The organism is Actinophytocola sp. (assembly GCF_009379765.1).
GTDB lineage: Bacteria > Actinomycetota > Actinomycetes > Mycobacteriales > Pseudonocardiaceae > Actinophytocola.
In genome coordinates this window covers 1-21,010 of the sequence record NZ_WHTD01000104.1, presented here as the reverse complement: position 1 = coordinate 21,010, position 21,010 = coordinate 1, and the positions used below count along the sequence as shown (strand labels likewise).

General features: G+C 71.5%; 25 protein-coding genes. 15 read left to right on the top strand and 10 right to left on the bottom strand.

Features of this window, described 5'->3' with window-relative positions:
* Window positions 1-2 precede the first annotated feature (2 nt).
* Genes GEV28_RS27495 through GEV28_RS27470 form a run of 6 tightly spaced genes read right to left on the bottom strand, consistent with a single transcriptional unit; the run spans window position 3 to window position 5,271 of the window.
* On the bottom strand, window positions 3-1,319 hold the full coding sequence (locus tag GEV28_RS27495; protein ID WP_291415180.1) for an MFS transporter: 1,317 nt from the start codon (window positions 1,317-1,319) through the stop codon (window positions 3-5).
* Window positions 1,320-1,328: 9 nt separating this feature from the next.
* Window positions 1,329-2,099: an ABC transporter permease gene (locus GEV28_RS27490; protein WP_291415179.1), complete on the bottom strand. Its 771-nt coding sequence runs from the start codon at window positions 2,097-2,099 to the stop codon at window positions 1,329-1,331.
* Window positions 2,096-2,863, bottom strand: a complete 768-nt coding sequence (locus tag GEV28_RS27485; protein WP_291415178.1) for an ABC transporter permease — start codon at window positions 2,861-2,863, stop codon at window positions 2,096-2,098. The genes GEV28_RS27490 and GEV28_RS27485 overlap by 4 nt, the downstream gene beginning before the upstream one ends.
* Entirely contained in the window at window positions 2,856-3,641 is a 786-nt protein-coding gene (locus tag GEV28_RS27480) for an ABC transporter ATP-binding protein (RefSeq protein WP_291415176.1), read from the bottom strand. Before GEV28_RS27480 ends, GEV28_RS27485 begins: the two co-directional genes overlap by 8 nt.
* Complete coding sequence (locus GEV28_RS27475) at window positions 3,638-4,285, bottom strand: isochorismatase family protein (RefSeq protein ID WP_291415175.1); 648 nt, start codon at window positions 4,283-4,285, stop codon at window positions 3,638-3,640. The genes GEV28_RS27480 and GEV28_RS27475 overlap by 4 nt, the downstream gene beginning before the upstream one ends.
* Window positions 4,286-4,293: 8 nt before the next feature.
* Window positions 4,294-5,271 carry an ABC transporter substrate-binding protein gene (locus GEV28_RS27470; RefSeq protein ID WP_291415173.1) on the bottom strand — a complete coding sequence of 326 codons (978 nt, stop codon included), beginning with the start codon at window positions 5,269-5,271 and terminating at the stop codon, window positions 4,294-4,296.
* 174 nt (window positions 5,272-5,445) lie between these two features.
* Here GEV28_RS27470 and GEV28_RS27465 point away from each other — a divergent pair, with 174 nt between their 5' ends.
* The 10 genes from GEV28_RS27465 (at window position 5,446) to GEV28_RS27420 (ending at window position 15,388) form a co-directional block, all read left to right on the top strand.
* Window positions 5,446-6,087, top strand: a complete 642-nt coding sequence (locus tag GEV28_RS27465; protein ID WP_291415170.1) for an SRPBCC domain-containing protein — start codon at window positions 5,446-5,448, stop codon at window positions 6,085-6,087.
* Entirely contained in the window at window positions 6,087-6,917 is an 831-nt protein-coding gene (locus GEV28_RS27460) for an FAD binding domain-containing protein (RefSeq protein ID WP_291415168.1), read from the top strand. The genes GEV28_RS27465 and GEV28_RS27460 overlap by 1 nt, the downstream gene beginning before the upstream one ends.
* A complete protein-coding gene (locus GEV28_RS27455) occupies window positions 6,910-9,219 on the top strand; it encodes a molybdopterin cofactor-binding domain-containing protein (protein WP_291415167.1) in 2,310 nt (769 codons plus the stop codon). The genes GEV28_RS27460 and GEV28_RS27455 overlap by 8 nt, the downstream gene beginning before the upstream one ends.
* Window positions 9,216-9,677, top strand: a complete 462-nt coding sequence (locus GEV28_RS27450) for a (2Fe-2S)-binding protein (protein WP_291415165.1) — start codon at window positions 9,216-9,218, stop codon at window positions 9,675-9,677. The genes GEV28_RS27455 and GEV28_RS27450 overlap by 4 nt, the downstream gene beginning before the upstream one ends.
* Complete coding sequence (locus tag GEV28_RS27445) at window positions 9,674-10,411, top strand: alpha/beta fold hydrolase (RefSeq protein ID WP_291415163.1); 738 nt, start codon at window positions 9,674-9,676, stop codon at window positions 10,409-10,411. Before GEV28_RS27450 ends, GEV28_RS27445 begins: the two co-directional genes overlap by 4 nt.
* The gene (locus GEV28_RS27440; protein WP_291415162.1) at window positions 10,408-11,838 is read left to right on the top strand and encodes a UbiD family decarboxylase; all 1,431 of its coding nucleotides are present in this window, start codon (window positions 10,408-10,410) and stop codon (window positions 11,836-11,838) included. The genes GEV28_RS27445 and GEV28_RS27440 overlap by 4 nt, the downstream gene beginning before the upstream one ends.
* Window positions 11,839-11,885: 47 nt before the next feature.
* A complete protein-coding gene (locus tag GEV28_RS27435) occupies window positions 11,886-12,662 on the top strand; it encodes an IclR family transcriptional regulator (protein WP_291415160.1) in 777 nt (258 codons plus the stop codon).
* Between the two features lie 290 nt (window positions 12,663-12,952).
* Entirely contained in the window at window positions 12,953-13,612 is a 660-nt protein-coding gene (locus tag GEV28_RS27430; protein WP_291415159.1) for a UbiX family flavin prenyltransferase, read from the top strand.
* Window positions 13,596-14,780, top strand: coding sequence for an MFS transporter (locus GEV28_RS27425; RefSeq protein WP_291415157.1), 1,185 nt, complete (start codon window positions 13,596-13,598; stop codon window positions 14,778-14,780). The genes GEV28_RS27430 and GEV28_RS27425 overlap by 17 nt, the downstream gene beginning before the upstream one ends.
* A 47-nt stretch (window positions 14,781-14,827) precedes the next feature.
* Window positions 14,828-15,388, top strand: coding sequence for a serine hydrolase domain-containing protein (locus tag GEV28_RS27420; protein WP_291415155.1), 561 nt, complete (start codon window positions 14,828-14,830; stop codon window positions 15,386-15,388).
* On the opposite strand, the gene GEV28_RS42590 is transcribed toward GEV28_RS27420, so the two are convergent.
* Genes GEV28_RS42590 through GEV28_RS27410 form a run of 3 tightly spaced genes read right to left on the bottom strand, consistent with a single transcriptional unit; the run spans window position 15,375 to window position 16,929 of the window.
* On the bottom strand, window positions 15,375-15,710 hold the full coding sequence (locus GEV28_RS42590; protein ID WP_367115199.1) for an anti-sigma factor: 336 nt from the start codon (window positions 15,708-15,710) through the stop codon (window positions 15,375-15,377). The genes GEV28_RS27420 and GEV28_RS42590 overlap by 14 nt on opposite strands.
* Complete coding sequence (locus GEV28_RS27415; RefSeq protein ID WP_291415153.1) at window positions 15,707-16,018, bottom strand: hypothetical protein; 312 nt, start codon at window positions 16,016-16,018, stop codon at window positions 15,707-15,709. The genes GEV28_RS42590 and GEV28_RS27415 overlap by 4 nt, the downstream gene beginning before the upstream one ends.
* Window positions 16,012-16,929 carry an MFS transporter gene (locus tag GEV28_RS27410; protein WP_291415152.1) on the bottom strand — a complete coding sequence of 306 codons (918 nt, stop codon included), beginning with the start codon at window positions 16,927-16,929 and terminating at the stop codon, window positions 16,012-16,014. Before GEV28_RS27410 ends, GEV28_RS27415 begins: the two co-directional genes overlap by 7 nt.
* 134 nt (window positions 16,930-17,063) lie before the next feature.
* Between GEV28_RS27410 and GEV28_RS27405 the strand changes: the two genes are divergently transcribed.
* The 5 genes from GEV28_RS27405 to GEV28_RS27385 all read left to right on the top strand — a co-directional run bounded on the left by GEV28_RS27405 (window position 17,064) and on the right by GEV28_RS27385 (window position 20,861).
* Window positions 17,064-17,561 (top strand): YbaB/EbfC family nucleoid-associated protein, encoded by a 498-nt coding sequence (locus GEV28_RS27405; protein ID WP_291415150.1) that lies wholly within the window; start codon window positions 17,064-17,066, stop codon window positions 17,559-17,561.
* Between the two features lie 16 nt (window positions 17,562-17,577).
* Window positions 17,578-17,895 (top strand): type VII secretion target, encoded by a 318-nt coding sequence (locus GEV28_RS27400; RefSeq protein ID WP_291415148.1) that lies wholly within the window; start codon window positions 17,578-17,580, stop codon window positions 17,893-17,895.
* The gene (locus tag GEV28_RS27395) at window positions 17,892-19,145 is read left to right on the top strand and encodes a hypothetical protein (protein ID WP_291415146.1); all 1,254 of its coding nucleotides are present in this window, start codon (window positions 17,892-17,894) and stop codon (window positions 19,143-19,145) included. Before GEV28_RS27400 ends, GEV28_RS27395 begins: the two co-directional genes overlap by 4 nt.
* Before the next feature lie 16 nt (window positions 19,146-19,161).
* Entirely contained in the window at window positions 19,162-19,641 is a 480-nt protein-coding gene (locus GEV28_RS27390; RefSeq protein WP_291415145.1) for a SitI3 family protein, read from the top strand.
* A 389-nt stretch (window positions 19,642-20,030) separates the two neighbouring features.
* Window positions 20,031-20,861: an IclR family transcriptional regulator gene (locus GEV28_RS27385; protein WP_291415143.1), complete on the top strand. Its 831-nt coding sequence runs from the start codon at window positions 20,031-20,033 to the stop codon at window positions 20,859-20,861.
* Window positions 20,862-20,892: 31 nt separating this feature from the next.
* Here the strand turns inward: GEV28_RS27385 and GEV28_RS42585 are convergent, their stop codons facing one another.
* Entirely contained in the window at window positions 20,893-20,997 is a 105-nt protein-coding gene (locus tag GEV28_RS42585; RefSeq protein WP_367115201.1) for a hypothetical protein, read from the bottom strand.
* Between the last annotated feature and the right edge of the window lie 13 nt (window positions 20,998-21,010).

Sequence of the window (21,010 nt, the reverse complement as noted above, 5' to 3'; positions counted from 1 at the left end):
GGTCACTCCGGGAGTTGTCGGCCCCTCGTCTCGGGGCAGAACGGGACCACCACCATGCCGACAATGTAGATGAGACCGACCACCGTCGCAGCCGTGCCGTAACCACCCAGCGCGGCGATGATCGACCCGGCCAGCAGCGGGCCGAGGAACGCGATGAACCGGGCCGCGTTGAACACGAACGCCGCCCCGGTCGCGCGCAGGTGCGTCGGGTAGAACTCCGGGAGCCACACCGGCATCCACGTGTACTGACCCAGCGTGAAGAACCCGTTCACCGCACACAGCAGCAGCACCAGCGTGAGATCCGAGGTCCACAGGAACAACACCGGGGTCATCACCAGCGATGCCGCGAAGTAGGTGAACACCGTCCCCTTGCGACCGAACTTGTCCGCCGCGAAGCCCAGCGCGATGTAGCCGGCGATGGCCCCGACGTTGTAGATCATGCCGGCCGTCGACGCGTAGCTCTCCGCGTTGTGGCCCTCCGCGGCGGCCTTGCTGCCGACGTAGGCCGGCACCCAGGTCGAGATGCCCCACCACGCCAGCGTGGTCACCGCCGACATGATCGAGCCGAGGATGGTCAACCGGCGCATCTTCGGGTCGGCGAGGATCTGGCGCAGCGTGAACCGCGTGTAGGAGCGTTCCTCCTCCGTCAGCGACGACCGGGACTGCAGCTCGGCGCGCCGGTCGGCCACCTTCGTCCACTTGTCCGACTCTGGCACGCTCCGCCGCAGCCACAGCGCGAACAACGCCGGCAGCACACCGAGCAGGAACATGTACCGCCACGACGACGCCCCCAGCGGCGCGATGAAGTGCCACGCCGCGGACGCCACGAAGAAGCCCAGGCCCAGCCCGCACTGCATCAGCCCGGCCGCCTTGGCCCGCGCGTGCGCCGGCCACATCTCCGCCACCAGCGACGTGCCGGTGCCCCACTCCGAACCGAGCGTCACACCGGTCAGCAGCCGCAGGATCAGGAACGACTCCCAGTTCCACGCGAACGCCGACAGGCCGGTGAAGATCGAGTACAGCGCGATCGAGATCAGCAGCACCTTCCGGCGCCCGAGATAGTCCGCGACGATGCCGCCGGCGATCCCGCCGACGCCCCAGCCCAGCAGGGTCATCGCGATCGTCAGTCCGATGTAGAACGGCAGGTCGCCGGCGGCCTGCGGGTGGAGCTGCTTGAGCGCCACCCCCGCTGTGAGGATCAGCGCGTACGTCTCGAACCCGTCGAACAGCCAGCCGAGGTTCGCGGCGATCAGCGTGCGCCATTTCGTCCGGTCCAGCGACCGGTACCAGGGTTGCTCCTGCGTCCGCACTTCGGTCATCGTCGACTCCTACGCCGTGCCACGCATGCGCCGGCTGATCGCCGCCTCCGCACGCGTGACGACCCAGTTCACCACGAACCCCAGTACCCCCGCGATCGTGAGCAGCCCGTACACCTGCGCGGACAGGAAGTTGGACTGTGCGGCGCCGAGCACGGCGCCCAACCCGTTCACCCTCGTGACGATCTCCACCAGCAGCGTGATGATCAGTGCCAGCGGCGCCGCCACCCGCACGCCGAGCAGCACCGCGGGCAGCAGCGCGGGCGTGAGGATCTTCCTCGCCCGGTCCCAACCGGACAGTCCCAGCGTGCGGGGCGTGTCCAGCAGCACCGGCGAGAGCGAGCGCCGGGCGGACCGGCAGGTCAGCAGGATCGGCCACATTGCCGGCAGCACCACGACCACCAGCTTCATCTGCGTCGTGTAGCCGAGCACGAGCGCGGCGACCGGCACGAGCGAGGCCGCCGGCAGCGCGCGCAGGAACTCCAGGCTCGGCGACAGGGCCCGGTCGACCGGGCGGCTGGCACCGACCAGCGTGCCGACCACCGACCCGAGCACGGTCGCGATCAGCAGCCCCAGCACGAACGTCAGCGACGTCTCGCCGACGGCCGGCAGCAGCTTGTCGTTGTCCAGCAGCGGCCGCACGCCGTCGACCCAGGTGGACGGTGGTGGGAAGTACGGTGAGGCCGGGTCGCCGGCGAGCTGCCAGACCACCAGCAGCACCACCAGCGGCAGCAGCCCGCGCGCCGGGGTGCCGCCACGCCGTCGGGTCTCGGTTCCGGTCATGCGGTCTCCCCGGACGAGGCGAGCTGACCACGGAAGGCCACCCGCGCCAGACCCATCACGAGTCCGTTGAGGACGATCCCGGTGACGCCGATGACGCACACGGCCGCGAACATCTGCGCGGGCTGCAGCGCCTGGCCCTTCTCCACGAGCAGGAAGCCGAGCCCTGCCGGGTTGCCGACCATCTCCGCGACCAGCGTCAGCACGAGCGCCGTCGACAGTCCCAACCGGAGCCCGACCACGATCGAGGCGGTGGCCGCGGGCAGCCGGATCTTCCACAGCACCGCCGCCCTGGACAGCCGCAGGACCGCGCCGGCCTCCACCATCCGCTGCTCGGTGCGCATCCCGCTGATCGTGTTCAGCAGGACCGGCCACAGCGCCGCGTAGAAGGCGACCATGATCTCGGTCTGCACCGAGAACCCGAACAGCAGCACCGCCACCGGCACGAACGCGACGATCGGCAGCGCCCGCAGCGCCTCCAGGCTCGCCATCGAGTACGTCCACACCGGACGGACGAGTCCCAGCACCGAGCCGGCCGCCACGCCCACGAGCCCGGCGATCGCCCAGCCGGTCAGCGCCGCGAACAGCGTGTGCCCTAGCGCGGTCACCAGCTCGCCGGTGCCGAGCAGCTCGCTCAGCCCGACGGCCACGTTCGTGGGCGGTGGGAGGTAGGAGAAGCTCAGGATCCCGGTGCGGACCAGAAGCTCCCACAGCCCGAGCCCCAGCACGAACACCGCGGCCCCGATCAGGTTGACCCGCCTAGCCACGGGCCGGCTCGCCGACGGTGTGCCCGAGCGCCTCGTACACCCGGTGCCGCAGCTCCAGGTAGTCCGAACGCTCCTTGGTGGTGATCTGGTGCCGCGGCCGGGGCAGCGGGATGTCCAGCGACAGCCCGATGTTCGCCGGGCTGCCCCGCAGCACCACCAGCCGGTCGGACAGGTACACCGCCTCCTCCACGTCGTGCGTCACGAACACGATCGTGGTCCCGGTGAGCTCCTGCACCTGCTGCAGCTGGTCCTGCAGGGACGCCTTCGTCATCGCGTCCAGCGCCCCGAACGGCTCGTCCATCAGCAGCACCCGCGGCCGCATCGCCAGCGCGCGGGCGATCTGCACGCGCTGCTGCATGCCGCCGGACAGCCGCCACGGGTACTCGGCGGACCGGTCCAAGAGTCCCACCATCGTGAGTGCCTCGTCGACCCGGTCGTCGCGTTCGGACCTCGACAGCGACGCCTCGATGCCCAGCGCCACGTTCCGGCGCACGGTCCGCCACGGCAGCAGCGAGTGGGCGTAGTCCTGGAACACGGTCACCACGCCCTCCGGCGGCCCGGTGACCACCGTGTCGTCGCAGCGCACCTCCCCGCCGGTGGCCGGCAGCAGGCCGCCGAGCACCCGCAGGAGCGTGGTCTTGCCGGAGCCCGACGTGCCGAGGACCGAGACGAGCTCGGCATTGTCCACGGACAGTTCCACCCCGCGGAGGATGTCGACCGGGCCGGCCGCGCCGGGCAGCGTGACCGAGAGGTCTGCACAGGTGATGGTGGGGCTCATGGCGTTCCCATCAGTTCGGCGGCGGTCTCGGCGTCCACGACGGACCCGTACTTCAGCTGGATGTCGAAGAGGTTGGCGGCGTGCGCGAACGCCGACCGGTCGAAGCACGCGTCCTCGGCGACCAGCACCCGGTAGCCGTGCGACGCGGCGTCCACGACGGTCGCGCGCACGCAGCCCGACGTGGTGGTGCCGGCCACGATCAGCGTGTCGACCCGGTGCTTGGTCAGGTAGGTCAGCAGCGGGGTGCCGAAGAACGCGCTCGCCTTCGCCTTGCTGACCACGTACTCGTCGGCGCGCGGGACGATCTCGGGCGGGAACGGTGCCTCGTGCACGCGCCGCGCCACGTCCGGGTCGCCGGACAGCTTCACCGCGCCGCCGACGAACACCGAGTCCGGCACCGACCCGCACGTGAGCACCCGGGGGATGCCCAGCTCACGCGCGGTCTCCAGGAGCGAGACGATCGCGGGCAGCCGCTCCCAGCCCATGTCGCCGCAGCCCGTCGGGTAGCTCGTGTCGATGAACGACAGCGTCACGTCGATGACCACGAGGCACGGCCGCTCGCCCACCTCGACCGCCCCGCCGAACCCGTTGGCGCGCAGCCGGTCCAGCTCGCCGGCGGGCACGAACTCGTCCCACACCGCCATGGCGGACCTCAGTTCTGGGACGCGACGAGCGCGTCCAGGTCGACATCACCCTTGAAGCCGTCGACGTCCTTCATGGCCTGGAGCCACACCTTCAGGTCGTCCGGGCGGATCTCGGTGGTGTAGGTCGGCAGCACGGCCGCCTTGATCGCCGGGTCCGGCAGGCCCGTGTAGTCCTTGAGCACCTCGCGCGCCTTCGGGTCGTTGCCCTTGATGAACTCCTGCGCCTCGTCGAGCGATGCCCGGAAGTCCTTCAGCACATCGGCGTGCTGTGCGGCGAAGTCCTGCTTGGCGATCCACAGGATGGCCGACAGCTCGGGCGCGAGCTTGAGGTACGGGTCACCGAGGTTCACCGCGTCCTTGTCGCGCAACACGTTGGTGGCGAACGGCATCACGGTCTCCACCGCGTCGACGCGACCGGCGGCGAGCTGGTCGGCCTGCGCGGGCCCGTCCACCTGGACGATGTCGACGCTCGCCGGGTCGACGCCTTCCTGCCTGAGCCACGCCTTGGTGGCGGTGTGCGTGGTGCCGGTCTCGGTCAGCACGCCCAGTGTCTTGCCGGCGAGCTGCTTGATGTCGGTCACACCGGACTTCTTGGAGCCGATGACGAAGCCGGTCGGGTTGTCCTCGACGTCGAGGGTCGCGCCGGACACCTGGGTGACCGGGATGCCCTGCTGTGCCGCGGCGATGACCGTGGTCGGCACCGACAGCGCGACGTCGAACGAGCGGCCGAGCGTGCCCGGCAGCGTGCCGATGTTCTCGACCTTGGTGAACTCGACCTTCAGGTCGTGCTTCGTGAAGATGCCCTCCGCGATCGCCACCTGGACGGGCAGGGCGGCCGCGTTGGAGTTGTGGGCGATGCGCAGCGTGCGCGGGTCGCCGTCGTCGTTCGCGGCGCTTGGGCCGGCGGCACAGCCGGCCGCGGTCAGCGCGAGCAGTCCGGCAACCGCGGCGGTCGCCAGTCGGGGGGTGACTCGGGGGATGGCCATGGGGGAAGCTCCCTGGTCCTCTATACGACACTAGTTGTCCTGTGGAGCGGATGCTAGGAGCGGTAAACAGGGGAGTCAAGTTCTGTTTCGATCCTGTTTCGCCACGCTTGACACTCGGTCGGTGCACTCTTAGTGTCTCGCTGACAGGACATCACGTCTCCCATGGCGGTCTAAATGAAACTTGTGTCCGAGTTCCCCGTCCCCGCGGCACCCGACAAGGTCTTCCCGCTCTTCTTCGACCCGGAGACCATGCGCGGCTGCATCCCGGGCTGCGAGGAGCTGGAACGGGTGGACGAGAAGAACTACCGCGGCCGGCTGGTCAACGAGGTCGCGCACGTGCGCTTCTCCGCCGGGTTCACCGCCGCCATCGCGTCGGTCGCCGACGGGGCGGACGACAAGGAGGTCAGGGCGGTGCTCAAGGGGGAGGACCGCAAGCTGGGCAGCTTGATCAAGATCGACGCCCGGCTGACCGTCCGCCCCGACAGCAACGACGACGGAACCGACAAGATGGACGCCTCGGTCATCGGTTACGAGATGGACATGGCGCTGTGGGGCAAGCTCGGCCGGCTCGGCGAGCCGATCATCCGCCGGCGCAGCCGCGAGGTGGAGCTGGAGTTCGCGAAGTCCCTGGCCATCGCGTGCGGCGCCCCGGTCGAGCAGGTCGAGGCCGCGGCGGCCACGAAGACCGCGGCCGGCGGTGTGGTGTCGACCACCACATCGCCCGCCGTGCCCAAGGTCGCGATCATCGCGGCCGTCGTCGCCGGGCTCACCGTGTTGGGCACCGTGCTGGTCGCCGTGCTCCGGCGGGGCCGCTGATGCCCACCCTGCACCGCCCGGCGACGCTCGCCGAAGCCGCCCGACTGCTGTCCACATTGGACAACTCGATGGTCTACGGCGGTGGCACGGCGATCCAGATCCTGGTAAAGCAGGGCATCCTCTTCGCGGACAACTTCGTCGACCTCGCGAACGTGCCCGGCCTCCGCGACATCACCGTGGACGCGTCGGGCGTCACCGTCGGGCCGATGGTGAGCGTGCGCCGGATGGAGACCGACGAGCGGGTGCGCAGCGTGGCGCCGCTGGCCGCCGCGGCCTACCACCAGGTCGCCAACCCGCGGGTGCGCAACACCGCGAGCGCGGGCGGCAACATCGCGCACGGCGACTACCGGCTCGACCCGCCGACCGCGCTGCTCGTGCTCGGCGCGACCGTGCGGGCGACGTCGGTGCGTGGCACCCGGGACATCCCGGTGCGCGAGTTCTTCACCGACTTCCAGCGGACCGCGCTGGACCACGACGAGATCGTGTCCGGCATCCGGGTCCCCGCCCAGCCGGCCGGGTCCGGTCACCGGTTCGTGAAGAGCTCCTCGCTCGGCGAGAACGACTGGCCCTGCGCGTCGGCCGCGGTGCTCGTCACCGGGGCCGAAGTCCACATCGGACTCGGCGCGGTCGCGCCGACGCCGCGGTACGTGTCGTTCGACGCTCGCGGCATGAGCGACCAGCAGGCCGTCGACGCCGCGCTCGAGGTCGTCGAGCCGGAGCTGGACCCGATCCCGGACGTCCGCGGCGGGGTGACGTACAAACGCAGGCTCGCACGGGTGACCGTCGAGGACGCGGTTCGGAGCGCGTGGAAGGACCTCCAGGATGCTTGAGCTCGAGCAGGGTTGGGTCGGCGGCCGCAGGCCGCGGTTCGACATGGTCGGCCGGGTCCGCGGGCTCGTCTCGCACGTCGGCGACCAGCCGATCGGCGCGGGCGCGCACGTGGCTCTGCACCGAAGTACCCAGCCGCACGCGCTGATCGGCGCGGTGCACGTCGAGGACGCGCTCGCCATCCCCAGCGTCCACAGCGTCGTCACCGGTGCCGACCTGCACAAGCAGCTCGGCGACCGGCTGCTCACCGGCCCGGCGTTCGCCGACCAGCCGGGCCTCGCGCACGACAAGGTGCGCTACGTCGGCGAGCCGGTGGCCGCGGTGCTCGCCGCGGACCTCGCCACCGCGCGGGCGGCGGCCGACGCGGTCTGGGTGGAGTACGAGGAGCTGACCCCCGTCTACGACCTCACCGACGCGCTCGAAGGCGCCGCGTTCGTCCACGACGAGCTGCGCCCGTCGTCGGTGTTCGGCGACCTGCGGCACCTGCACGGCGTGCGGGACACGAACGTCAACTACGAGTACAACCTGCGCCTCGGTGACGCGGCCGCCGCCCGGGACGCCGGTACGCACACGGTGACCGGCGAGTTCTGGGCGCCGCCGACCCACCACGTGCCGATCGAGCTGCCGTGCACGGTCGCGTGGGTCGACGCCGGCCGGCTGGAGATGCTGACCACCACCCAGACCCCGTCCTACGTGCGGCAGATGATCTCGGACCTGCTCGACCTGCCGCTGTCCCGGGTGCGGGTGACCACCCGCCCGCTCGGTGGCAGCTTCGGCGCCAAGATGTACGACCGGCTCGAGCCGCTCGCCGCCGCGCTCGCCTGGACCACCGGGCGCAAGGTGCGGATCGTGGCGTCCCGCGAGGAGGCGTTCCTGCTCACCACCCGGCACGGCGCCGGGGTGACGTCGAGCCTCACCGCCGACGCGGAGGGCAACCTCGTCAGCGCGATCGCCGACGTCCGTTACGACACCGGCGCCTACGCCGACGTCGGGCCGCGCATTACGGCGAAGTCCGGCATGGTCGCGCCCGGCCCGTACCGGATCGCGAACGCCGACGTGCGGTCCCGCTGCGTCTACACCAACAAGCCTTCCGCGGGCCCGTTCCGCGGGTTCGGCGTGCCGCAGGTGACCTGGTCGCACGAGTCGCTGATCGACGAGCTCGCGCACGAGCTGGGCGAGGACCCGTACGCGTTCCGCCGCAGGCACCTGTTGCGCGAGGGCGACGAGGCGCCGATGGGCACGACGATGCACAGCGCGGACTTCGTCGGCTGCCTGGACAAGGTCGCCGAGGCGATCGACTGGTTCACCCCGCTCGAGCGCGGAACCGGGCGGATCCGCCGCGGCCGCGGGGTCGCGGTCGGCGTGAAGGCCGTGCTCACCCCGACGATCGCGAACGCGGTGCTGCAGCTCAACCAGGACGCGTCGGCCACGCTGCTGATCAGCACGATCGACATGGGCCAGGGCAGCGACACGATCATGGCGCAGATCGCCGCCGACGTGCTGCGGCTGGACTCCCAGCGCGTCCACGTGGTGCGTGCGGACACCGACGCCACCCCCTACGACACGATCACCGCCGGCAGCCGCTCGACCTACCACACCGGCAACGCGGTGCGCCGGGTCGCGGAAGCCATGCGGGACAAGCTCATCGGGCTGGCCGCGGAGAAGTTCGAGGTCCCGGCGGGCGGGGTCGAGCTGACCGAGGCGGGCCTGCGGAGCGGGGAGCGGGTGGTCTCCGTCGCCGACCTGGTCCACGGCCACTTCGGCGCCCGCGGCGCCACCCTCACCACCGAGGCGAACTTCACCTCCAAGTGGGTGCCCTACGACAAGGAGACCGGGCGCTCGACCCAGGTCACCGAACACTGGTTCGCCGGCGCGGTCGGCGTGCGGATCGCGGTCGACACCGCCACCGGCCGGGTGCGCATCGAGCACCTCGCGGTGGCCGGCGACGTCGGCAAGGCGATCAACCCGCGGCTCGTGGAGCAGCAGCTGACCGGCGCGGCGATCATGGGCATCGGGCACGCGCTGTTCGACCAGCTCGTGCTCGACCAGGGCCAGCTGATCAACGGCACGCTGCTGGACTACCAGCTCCCGTCCATCAAGGACCTGCCAGCCGAGCTGACCCCGATCATCGTCGAGAGCCCGCACGACACCGGCCCGTTCGGCGCGAAAGGTGTTGGCGAGACAGGGATCCTCGGGGTCGCCCCGGCCATCGCCAACGCGATCCGGGACGCGGTCGGCGTCCGGCTCACCACGCTGCCGATGACGCCGGAGTCGATCGTGACGGCACTGGAGGACGAGGCATGAACCGGATCACCCTGACCGTCAACGGTGTACGGCACCACGTCGACGTCGCCGATGACACGCTGCTGCTCGACGTGCTGCGCGAGAAGGTCGGCACCACCAGCGTGCGGGAGGGCTGCGGGGTCGGCGCGTGCGGTGCGTGCACCGTGCTGGTCGGCGGGATGAGCGTGTCCAGCTGCCTCGCGCTCGCGCTGCGTTACGACGATGCCGAGATCACCACGGCCGAGGGCCTGGACGAGAACGACGACGTCGTTTCGTCCTTTGTGGACTGCAACGCGGCCCAGTGCGGCTACTGCATCCCCGGGTTCGTGCTGATGTCCCGAGAGTTGCTCGGTGAGAACCCGCATCCGAGCGAGCAGGAGATCTGCGACCACCTGGAGGGCAACATCTGCCGCTGCGGCACCTACCCGGAGATCCGCAAGGCCGTGGCCACCGCGGCGGAGCGGAGGTCGGCCCGGTGAGCGCCATCCTGCTCCTGCACTCGCTCGCGATGTCCGGTGAGCAGTGGCAGCCGCTGGTCGAGCGGCTGGAGCCGCACGCTCAGGTGGTCGCCATGGACGCCCGCGGGCACGGTAAGTCCACTTGGGACGGTTCGGCGTTCACCGTCGAGGACCTGGCCGCCGACGCCGCCGAGCTGATCGGCGAGCTCGGCGACGGCCCGGTCGCGATGGCTGGCATGTCGATGGGCGGCTGCGTCGCGGTCGCGCTCGCCGGTACCCGCCCGGACCTGGTGAGCCGCCTCGTGCTGGCCGACACCACCGCGGACTACGGCCCCGGCAAGGAGGTCGCGTGGGCCGAGCGGGCCGGCAACGCGACCGGCAAGCCGCGCGCCAAGCAGCTCGAGTTCCAGCTGGACCGGTGGTTCTCGCCCGGCTTCCTCGAGCGCGAGCCCGCGGAGGTCAGGCGGCTGGCCGACCTGTTCCTCGCCACCGACTCCCGTGCCCACGCGCAGGCCTGCCTCGCGCTGGGCGCGTTCGACGGTTCCGCGCTGCTGGGTTCGATCACCGCCGACACGCTGGTCGTCGTCGGCGAGCACGACTACGCGACGCCGCCGGCGATGGCCACCGCGCTGGCCGACGGCGTCCCGAACGCGACGCTGCGGGTGTTCCCCGACGCCCGGCACTTCGGCATGTTCGAGGCGCCCGGCGCGCTCGACCTCGTCGCCGCGCACCTGCTCGGGAACGAGGACCGGTGACCGACCTGCGCACCTGGCTCGACCGCGTCGAGGGCTTCGGCGAGCTGCGGCACGTCCGCGGCGCGCACTGGGACACCGAGCTCGGCGCGATCGCGGAGCTGAGCTACCAGCGCCCCAACCCCAAGGCGATGCTCTTCGAGGACATCGCGGACTACCCGACCGGGCGGGTGCTCACCGGCAGCACCGGCTCGGCCCGGCGGCTCGGCCTGACCCTCGGCCTCGGCGACGACCTGGACGACGCGAGCCTCGTGGCGGCGCTGCGCGGCAAGCCGTCGACCTGGGCGCGGACCGCCTCCGAGTTCCCCACCGAGACCGTCACGGACTCGCCGTTGCTGGCCAATGTGGTCGACGGCAAGGACGTCGACCTGCTGTCGCTGCCGGTGCCGCGCTGGCACGCGGGCGACGGCGGCCGCTACATCGGCACCGGCTGCCTGGTCGTCACCCAGGATCCGGCGACCAAGGACATCAACGGCGGCTGCTACCGGATGGAGGTCGTCGACGAGGGCCGCTCGGCCACGATCAACGCCGTCCCCGGCAAGCACGGCGCCCAGCACGTGCAGCGCTGGTTCGAGCGGTACGGCAAGGCGCCGGTCGTGGTGTCGTTCGGGCACCACCCGGTGCTGCTGGTCACCGGCGGCACCGAGGTCCCGACCGGGATCTCCGAACTGGAGTACGCGGGCGCGATCCTCGGCGAGCGGGTGCCGGTGCTGCTCGGCGAGCACACCGGCCTGCCGATCCCGGCCGGCAGCGAGGTCGCGATCGAGGGTTGGCTGCGCCCGGACCTGATGCGCGACGAGGGCCCGTTCGGCGAGTGGACCGGCTACTACTCCGGCAAGCGGCGGCCCGCGCCGGCGCTGGAGATCACCCGCCTGTACCACCGGGACGACCCGATCCTGCTCGGCGCGCCGCCCGGCAAGCCGCCGCACGACTACTCCTACATGCGCACCGCGATGAAGTCCGCGATGATCGAGGACGCGCTCGTCGGTGCCGGCGTGCCGGGGGTGCGTGGCGCGTGGGCGCACGAGGCGGGCGGCGGGCGCCTGTTCATCGCGGTGTCGATCGAGCACCGCTACGCCGGCCACGCCCGCCAGGTCGGGCACCTGGCCGCGCAGCTGCCGGCCGCGGCGTACATGAACCGGTTCGTGGTGGTGGTCGACGACGACATCGACGTCGCCAACCTCCACGAGGTCGTGTGGGCGATGTGCACCCGCTGCGACCCCAAGCGGGACATCGACATCATCGACGGGACCTGGGGCAGCAAGCTCGACCCGATGCTCGTCGAGGGGGCGCCGCCGTACAACAGCCGGGCCGTCATCGACGCCTGCCGGCCGTTCGAGCGGCGCGCCACCTTTCCCGCGGTGTCCACAGGCGACCCCGACTACCTAGAGTCGGTGCTGAACAAGTGGGCCGAGGTGCTCGCGCCGTAACCCGGGGCGGGCCGAGAGACAAGCCGAGAGACGAGGGGGACCGACAAGTGGCGAGCGATGTGCCCGCGGTGTCGTCGGCGGTGCGGATCCTGGAGCGGCTCGCGGCGCAGTGGCCGCACGCGGTGTCGCCCAAGGACCTCGTGACCGAGCTCGGTCTCAACCGCAGCACGTGCTACAACATCCTCGCCACGCTGCAGCGGGCCGGCTGGGTCACCACCACCGGCGAGCGGTCCGGCTGGATGCTCGGGCCGAAGCTGCTCACCCTGACCGGTGTCACCGACACGATGGCCAACGCCGTGGCCCAGCAGGAGATCGACGAGCTGGCCCGGCGCCTCGGTTTCGTGGTGTTCGTGGTCGAGCCGGACGGCTCCGGCGGCTACGTGGTGACGGTCAAGGCCGAGCGGCAGATGGGCGTGCGGGTGACCGTCGGCGTGGGGGAGGGCTTCCCGTTCTCCGCGCCCGCGCTCATGCAGGCCTACCACGCCTGGCTGCCCGCCGCGCAGATCGACGACCTCGTGGACCGGTTGGGGCTCAAGCAGTTCACCCCGCACACGATCACCGACCGGGACGCGCTGCGCGCCGCGCTCGCGGAGACCCGCTCGCGCGGGTTCTCGACCAGCGTCCAGCAGTACGACATGGCGCAGAGCGGGGTGGCGGCGCCGGTGTTCGACAAGCGCGGGCAGGTGGTGCGGGTGGTGTGCTCGCTCGCGTTCTTCACCGAGCTGCACCAGGACAACGCCGCGCGGATCGGCGCGCTGGTGAGCGCATGCGCCGAGCGGATCACCGCGCGGACCGGCGGCCGGCGCCCGGCGCAGAGCATGTGAGCCAATCCAGCACCAGCGAGCGGAGCGAGCCAATCCAGCACTGTGAGTGGGCCGCCGGTGTCTGGATTGACGAGCAGCGGAGCGAGCGAGGGACGAGTGAGTGAGCAGCGCAGGAGGGAAGACATCGGGTGAAGGCCCACGAACCAGCGAGCGGAGCGAGCCGATCCAGCACAGTGGGCCGCCGGTGTCTGGACTGACGAGCAGCGGAGCGAGTGAGGGACGAGTGAGTGAGCAGTGCAGGAGGGAAGACATCGGGTGAAGGCCCACGAACCAGCGAGCGGAGCGAGCCAATGTCACAGACCAGGTCGCCCTGGCTGGTCGGGGTCACCGGCGCGAGCGGGACCCCCTACGCGGCGGCGATCCTGCGTGGGCTCCTCGACGCGGGCGAGGACGTCGACGTGATGGTGAGCCAGGCGGCGCGGCTGACCCTGCTCGACGAGACCGGGCACTCGGTGCGGGACAAGCACTGGCCGGCTGACCTGTCCGCCTGGTTGGGCCGGGACGTCTCGGCGGTGCGGTACTGGCCGGCCGGGGACATCGCCGCGGGCCCCTCCTCCGGGTCGTACCGGACGAAGGGGATGATCATCGCGCCGGCCACGACGGCGACGGTCGCGGCGGTGGCGACGGGCGCGACGCAGAACCTGATCCAGCGGGCTGCGGACGTGACGTTGAAGGAGCGGCGCCGGCTCGTGGTGGTGTTACGCGAGACACCACTGCGTGTGTCTACTTTGGACAACCTGCGGGCGCTCGCCGCGGAGGGCGCGGTGATCATGCCGGCCAGCCCGGCGTTCTACGCGGGCGCGCGCGATGTGGACGCGCTGGTGGACTTCCTCGCCGGGCGGGTGCTCGACCTGTGTGACGTCGACCATGACCTCTACCTGCGCTGGACGGGTACGTTGGGCGCGGCCCGGTCCGGCGTGGAGTGGGGAGCGCGTGTCGAGCAGCACTGAGCAGACCACGGTGCCCGCGGAAGCGGCGCGGTCGCTGCGACTGCTCCAGGTCGCCGCCTTCACCAGCTCCTTCGACCGCCTGATGATCGCGTCGATGCTCGTGGTGATCGCGGTCGAGTTGGACGGCACGGTCGAGTCGGTCAGCCGGGCGGCCGCGACGTATCTCCTCTGCTACGGCGTCGCGCAGATCTGCTGGGCGATGGTGTCCGACCGGCTCGGCCGGGTCCGCACGATGCGGCTCGCGCTGGTGCTCGCGACGGTGGGCGGGCTCGCGTCCGCCGCGGTGCCCGACGTCGGCTGGCTCATGGTGGCGCGCGGGTTCACCGGGGCGTGCTTCGCGGCGGCGATCCCCAGCGCGCTCGTCTACATCGGCGACACGGTGCCGGTGCGCATCCGCCAGGCGCCGTTGACGGACCTCATGACCAGCACCGCGGTCGGCATGGCGGCGGCCACCGTGGGCGCGGGCCTGCTGGCCGACTTCACGAGCTGGCGGGTGGCGTTCGCGCTGACCGCGGTGGTCGCGGGGGTGCTGTCGGTCGTGATGCGCCGCCTGCCCGAGCCGGTGGTCGCGACCAGGGCGCCGATCTTGGCGTCGCTGCGTGCGGTGCTCGTGAACCGGCCGGCGCTGCTGGTGCTGCTGCTCGCGTTGTCCGAGGGCCTGGTGCTGCTCGGCCCGCTGACGTTCCTGCCGGCGGTGCTGCACGCGAGCGGGCTCTCGGTGACGGTGTCCGGCCTCCTGATCGGGGCCTACGGCGCGGCGGTGCTGGTGTTCGCGCGGGTGGTGAAGCGGCGGTCCCGGAAGATGGCGCCGGCGAACCTGATCCTCGTCGGCGGCAGCCTGGCCGTGCTGGCCTACGTGCTGCTCACGGTGTCGCACGGGGTCGTCGAGGTGGTGATCGGCACCGTCCTGCTCGGCGCGGGGTGGGCGTTCATGCACTCGACCCTGCAGACCTGGGCGACGGACATGGCCCCCGACTACCGCGCGACGGCGGTGTCGCTGTTCGCGACGATGCTGTTCACCGGCAGCGCGGTCGGCGCGGCGATCTTCGGGCCGCTGGTCGACGCGGGGAGCTTCCAGGCGGTCTTCGTGATCACCCTCGCGGTGGCCGTCCCCCTGACGATCACCGCGACGATCGGCCGCCGCCGATACGCGACTCGGGGGCACTGAGCGCGCCAGCGTGAGCCGTCCCGGGTGGCTCCGACGGAGGAGGCGGCATGGTCGGTGGCAGCTGCGATCCCCGGTTCGTCCGGGTGCGCGAGGAGTTCGAGCGCAACCTCGCCGAGCGGGGCGAGGTCGGCGCGTCGGTCTGCGTGCTGGTCGACGGGGAGCCGGTCGTGGATCTCTGGGGCGGGGTCGTCGACCGGGCCTCGGGGCGGGAGTGGGAGCGGGACACCGTCTCGGTCGTCTTCTCCACGACCAAAGGCGTGACCGCGCTCTGCGCGCACATCCTGCTGAGCCGCGGGCAGCTGGCGCTCGGCGCACCCGTCGCCACGTACTGGCCGGAGTACGCGCGGGCCGGCAAGGAGGACACCACCGTCGGCATGATGCTGGCGCACCGCGCGGGCGTCACGGCCCTGACCGAGCCGTTGGCCGAGGGCGCGTTCCTCGACTGGGCCGGGATGATCGCCGCGCTCGAGGCGCAGGTGCCCGCCTGGGCGCCGGGCACCCGGCACGGCTACCACGCGCTCACCTTCGGCTGGCTGGTCGGCGAGCTGGTGCGGCGGGCGCGGATACCACGATCCAAGATCCACGAGACATGGCCTAGTGTCGCGTGACCCTGAAACCTTCACGCCGCTGCGGCCAACAGCGGCCCCTGTCTGTGTTACGGCGTTGGAGAAAAGCCCAAGTACATCCAGTACGAGCGGCTTTCCTCCGCCTTGCCAGGAACAACGTTGATCCACAGCGGACGCAAAGGAACAGGATCACGCGACACTGGCCGAGCTCCCGCAGCAGCTCGATCGTCCGGTTCAGTTGGGCCAGGTACTCGGTGCAGCCCGGGCACTCGGCGGGATGGGCGCTGAACTCGCGGTCCCGCCGCGGGTCCAGCGCACCGTCCAGGTGCTCGGTCACCACGGCGACGAACTCGGCGCAGGTCATGCCGCGACCAGCTCGGGCTCCGGTGCCGGCACCCGGGGGCGGCGCCGTGCGGCGGTGGCCAGCAGGACCGAGGTGACGAGTGCGCCGCCGGCCAGCAGCAGGGCCGCACCGTGCACCCCGACCGCGTTGCTCACCAGACCGAACACCAGCGAGAACGGCAGGAACACGAGCCAGGTGAACGTGCTGACGCCGGATGCGACACCGGCCCGCACGGTCGACGGGACCGCGTCGTGCAGCCGCTGGCTCACGTGCACGGAGATCGCCACCAGCAGCAGGCCCAGCACGATCTGCGCGGCCGTGATCAGCACGAGGCTCTGGTGCTGGTGAGGGCCACCGCGGCGAGCGTGGTGAGGCCGCCGATGCCGAGCAGCGTGCGCGGGCGGCCGAAGTCGATGCGCGCGGCGAGCAGGCCGCCGATGCCGAGCGTGGACATCAGCGCGACCCAGTACGGTCCGAAGAGGACGGCCGGGGCGGTGACCGCGACCAGCCACAGTGGACCGAACTCGAACACCGTCTGCAACAGCACCCCGGCCAGCACGGCCAGCGCGATGACCGGCAGCAGCCGCCGCCGGCGGGTGAGTGCATCGAACGTCATCGCGACCTGCCGGCGCAGCGGGACGAACTCCTCGGCCCGGTGTAGCCGCGGCTCGCGGAAGCGCAGGTAGGCCACGATCGACAGCAGCGCGAACGGGATGGTGAGGAAGTACGTGACCCGCGTCGACAGCAGGCTGGCGACCCACCCGCCGGCGAGCGAGCTCACCACCAGCGACACGCTCTCGATGAACCGCACCCGGCCGATCCGCCGCTCGAAGTCCGCGCCGTCGCCGGTCTCCTCGACGACGGTGTCGTACACCATCGCGTCCACGGTGCCGGAGTACATGGCGAAGTAGACGCCGAGCACCAGCGCGGCGGCGATGTAGGCGGCCACGCCGTGGCTCAGTCCGCCCACCAGCGCGCACACCGCGAGCGCGACGCTCGCGACGACGAGCACACCGCGCCGGCTCCACCGGTCGGCGAGGATGCCCGACGGCACCTCGATGAGCGGCACGATCGCGGCGTAGGCGGCGGCCATCAGCCCGACCGCGGCGGCGTCGAAACCGATCTCGCTCATGAAGAGCTTCTCGATCGGCAGCCAGAGCATGAAGCCTTGGAGGGCGACCCCGGCGTGGAGGGGCAGGAGGCGTCGGCGCAGCCGGCGTGTCGCGGCGTTGGTGCTCATGTGAAGTGCAGTGACGCGAACCCGCCACCGGGCCGCCGCCGTGCTGGCCCAACACGCGGTCATCCGGCCCGAAGCGGGCATGCCGCGCGTTCCGCCCGGTAGCCTTGGACCGCACGGGCGACCAGGGAGCGGCGTTGACCGAAGGCATTCCGAACAACCTGTTCGAGGGCGATCCGCAGGACATCGAGCGCGGGCTCGACGAGTGGGTGGCCGGGCTGGAGCGCAACGCGGCCCGCTACCAGGACCTGGCGGACAAGGTCGAGGACGTCCGGCTGAGCGCGACGAGTCCGAACGGCGTCGTGACGGTCACCGTCGACGCCGACGGGTCGCTCGTCGACGCCCGGTTCACCGACCGCATCCACCAGACGCTGCCCGACGAGCTGAGCCGCCAGCTCCTGCAGGCCGTCGCCGCGGCCAAGGAGCTGATCCCCGCCCGGGTCCGCGAGGTCGCCGACGACACGCTCGTCGAGGGCGGCGGCCCGGCCGCGCGGGACAGCGCGGACCGGATCGTCGGCTACTACAAGCAGAAGTTCCCCGAGACCGTCGAGCCGGGACGGGAACCGGAGCGGCCCGCGCGCCGTCCCCGTGGTGGTGACGTCGACGAGTTCGACGACAGTTCGATCTTCGAATGACTGAGGGGTCTGCGGCATGCCAGAGGGTGGCTTCGGGGTAACGGCGGGAGAGCTGCGCAGCCACGCCGGAAAGGTCGACGGCCTCGCCGACCGCATGGGCGTGGCCAGGGACGCGGCGAACCAGGTGATGCCCGACGACGCGTACGGGCTCATCTGCCAGTTCCTGCCACCGGTGATCAACCCGCTCGAGCAGCAGGCCGCCGACGCGCTCACCGCCGGCCAGGACGGCTTCACCGGGATCGCGGAGAACCTCCGCGAGTCCGCGGACGACTACGAGAGCCGGGACGAGAAGCACGGCGAGGGCTTCCGCCGCACCGAGGACGGGCTCCGATGACCGGCGCCAACCCGCTGGTGGCGGAGGAGCAGGACTCCACCGAGTGGTACACCGGCATCGGCATCGCGGAGTCCGTCGCCGACCTGGTGTCGGGCATCGAGAGCGGCAACTGGGTCGACATCGGGCTCGGCGGCCTCACCACCGGGCTGGAGGCCCTGTCGATCGCGATGGACCCCATCGGTTCGGTGGCGTCGAACCTGGTCTCCTTCATCATCGAGCACGTCGGGCCGCTGCAGGACATGCTCGACAAGCTGGCCGGCAACGCCGACGCGGTCGCCGCGCACGCGCAGACGTGGAAGAACGTCGCCGGCCACGTCGGCGAGGTGAAGGCCGACTACGAACGTGACTTCCAGGCCGACACCGGCGGATGGACCGGCGCGGCGGCCGACGCCTACCGCGGTCGGGCGGGCGACACCTCGGCGCTCCTCGGGGCCGCGTCGCAGGCGGCGGGCGGGCTCGGCAGCGCGGTCGAGATGGCCGGCGTCATCGTCGGCGTCGTCCGGGAGACGGTGCGCGACCTCATCGCCGACCTGGTCGGGCGGCTCGTGGTGTGGGCGGCCGAGGCGCTGACGATCATCGGCGCGCCGGCCGCGGCCGCGCAGGCGGCGACCGCGGCGGCGAAGTGGGCCGCGCGGATCGCGCAGATCGTCAAGAAGCTGGTGCGCACGCTGCAGAACCTCATGCCGCTGCTGCGCAGGCTCAACGACCTGTTCGGGCAGATCCGCAAGAAGCTGGACGACCTGCTGGGCCGCAAGGGCGGGGGCAACAAGCCGCCGGACGACCCGAAGGACCCGCCGGGCACCACCGGCGGCGGCGACCACACCCAGCCGTCGGGCAGCCCCGACCCGAACGCCGAGCCGGGCGGGCATCCGACGCGCATCCGCGACAACGACGACGCCGCGACGAAGCGTTCGCTGCAGCGGGAGAACGAGTCGGCGCAGACGCTCGCGCGGCAGGGCTACGACGTCGAGCAGAACCCGACGGTCCCCGGCAACAAGAACCCGGACTACAAGATCGAGGGCGAGGTCTTCGACAACTACGCGCCCAGTGGGAGCAACCCGCGCAACATCGCCGCGAACATCCAGGAGAAGATCGACTCCGGCCAGACCGAGCGGGTCGTGCTGAACCTGGCCGACAGCAACGTCGATCCTGACGCCCTGCGGGCCCAGCTGCGTGACTGGCCGATCGAGGGCCTCAAGGAGGTCGTCGTGATCGACAAGAACGGCAACGTGCTCAACTTCTATCCCTGATTCGAGGATCGCTCACATGGCCATCTCCTACAGCCTCGCCCTGGCCACCCCGGCGCCCGCGACGGATGTCGCGCGCGAGCTGCACGGGGTCGGCCGGACCCTGGGCGTGCTGGACGCGTCGACCTCCGCCGACGGGGTGCTGGACGGTGTGGCGACCGGCCTGGGCACGTGGGTGCGGGTGACCGAGGCGAAGGCGCGGTCGTGGGACCCGGTGACCAACGACCTGGGCATGGTCCCGACCGTGTCGGTCACGTTCCGCCTCGACACGGACAACGAGATCGGCTTCCAGCAGGACGACATGGTCCGCCTGGCGTCGGGCCTGCTCGACCGCGTCCCCGGCGACGCGGTGCTGCACCGGGAGTTCGAGGACATCTGGCTGCTCCGCCGCGGCACCGAGGTGACGTTGAACGAGCAGGACGACCTGTGGCCGCCGCACCGCCAGGCGGCGCTCTCCCAGCGATACCGCCGAGAGACCCACACCTTCGCCGACTCCTGACATCGCGCACCGGCGGACTCCGCCGGGCAGAATGTCCGAATGCGCGTCGCTCTCGTCGCCAACCGTCGCCCCGCCCCCGCCGAAGGTGAACCTGGCAGAAGAAGACTGGCCCGACGACGAGGTGCGGCAACCGCCCACCCCTCCCGACCACTCGCCGAAGCGATACGCCGCGGGCGGCACCCGAGGCAGCAGCGGCCCGGGCGGTGCCGCGGCGGCCTCCCGACCCACTTCCCCAACTTCCCCCGTTGCGGAGCCGGCCGATGACTCCTTGAACGTCCTGCGGGCGGTCGCCATCCCGGTCGGCAAGCGTTTGCTCGGGGTTTTGGGGGTCGTCGGGGTCGTCGTGGTACTTGCCCGGCGGCTGCGGCGGTGATCGGATGGTCGTCGACATGACCACGACCCAACCGAACTCCGCCGCGCCCAAGCCGACCGTGCCCGCTGTGGCCCGGGCGGCCCGCATGCTCGAGGTGGTGTCGGCCAGCGCGAGCGGCATGACGCTCAGCGAGATCGCCCGCGCGATCGGCGCGCCCAAGAGCAGCTGCCTGTCTGTGTGCACCACCCTGGTCGAGTCCGGGCTGCTCGTCCGCTCCGGCGCGGGGACCTACCAGCTGGGCTGGAAGGTCGTCCAGCTCGGCCGGGCCTACCTCGCGCGCTCGGACATCGCCACCGAGTTCCGGCGGGTCGACGCCGAGCTGGGGCTGCTCGCCGAGGACACGATCGTCCTGTCCCTGTTGGACGGTCGCAACGTCCTCTACGTGCACACCCGCGCCGGCAGCCGCCCGGTGGCCGTCCACTACGAGATCGGCATGCGGCTTCCGGCGCACTGCACCGCCAGCGGCAAGTCGCTGCTGGCCGCCCTGCCGCCGGACACCGCCGCCGCCCTCTACACCGACGGCGCGTTCGACTCGCTCACCCGGCACAGCATCACCTCGATGCCCGACCTCGCCCGCGAGCTGGAACGGATACGCCGCCGCCACTACGCCATCGACGACGAGGAGACCGCGCTCGGCATGGTCTGCTTCGGCGCCGCCATCCTCGGCCCGGGCGGGCCGGTCGGCGCGCTGAGCGTGTCGATGGTCAAGGCCGCCGTCGACGCCGGGCGGGCGGTCCGGGCGGTGGAGTCGCTGCTGCGGCTGGCGCACGCGCTGACCGCCCGGCTCGGCGGGCCCGAGATCGAGCCCTGCCCGGTCGAGCCGCCGGAGCTGGTCCTCGGCCGCTGAGTCCCGTAGTTAGGGCGCGTAGTGAATCAAGTCAGGGTGGGTTGGGCGTGTCGCGTGTCGGGCGGAGGGTGTAGTTCCAGTCGCCGTGCCAGGTGTCGCGGGTGATCGGGAGTTCTTTCATCTGTCGGTCGCTGATCTCGATGCCGGTG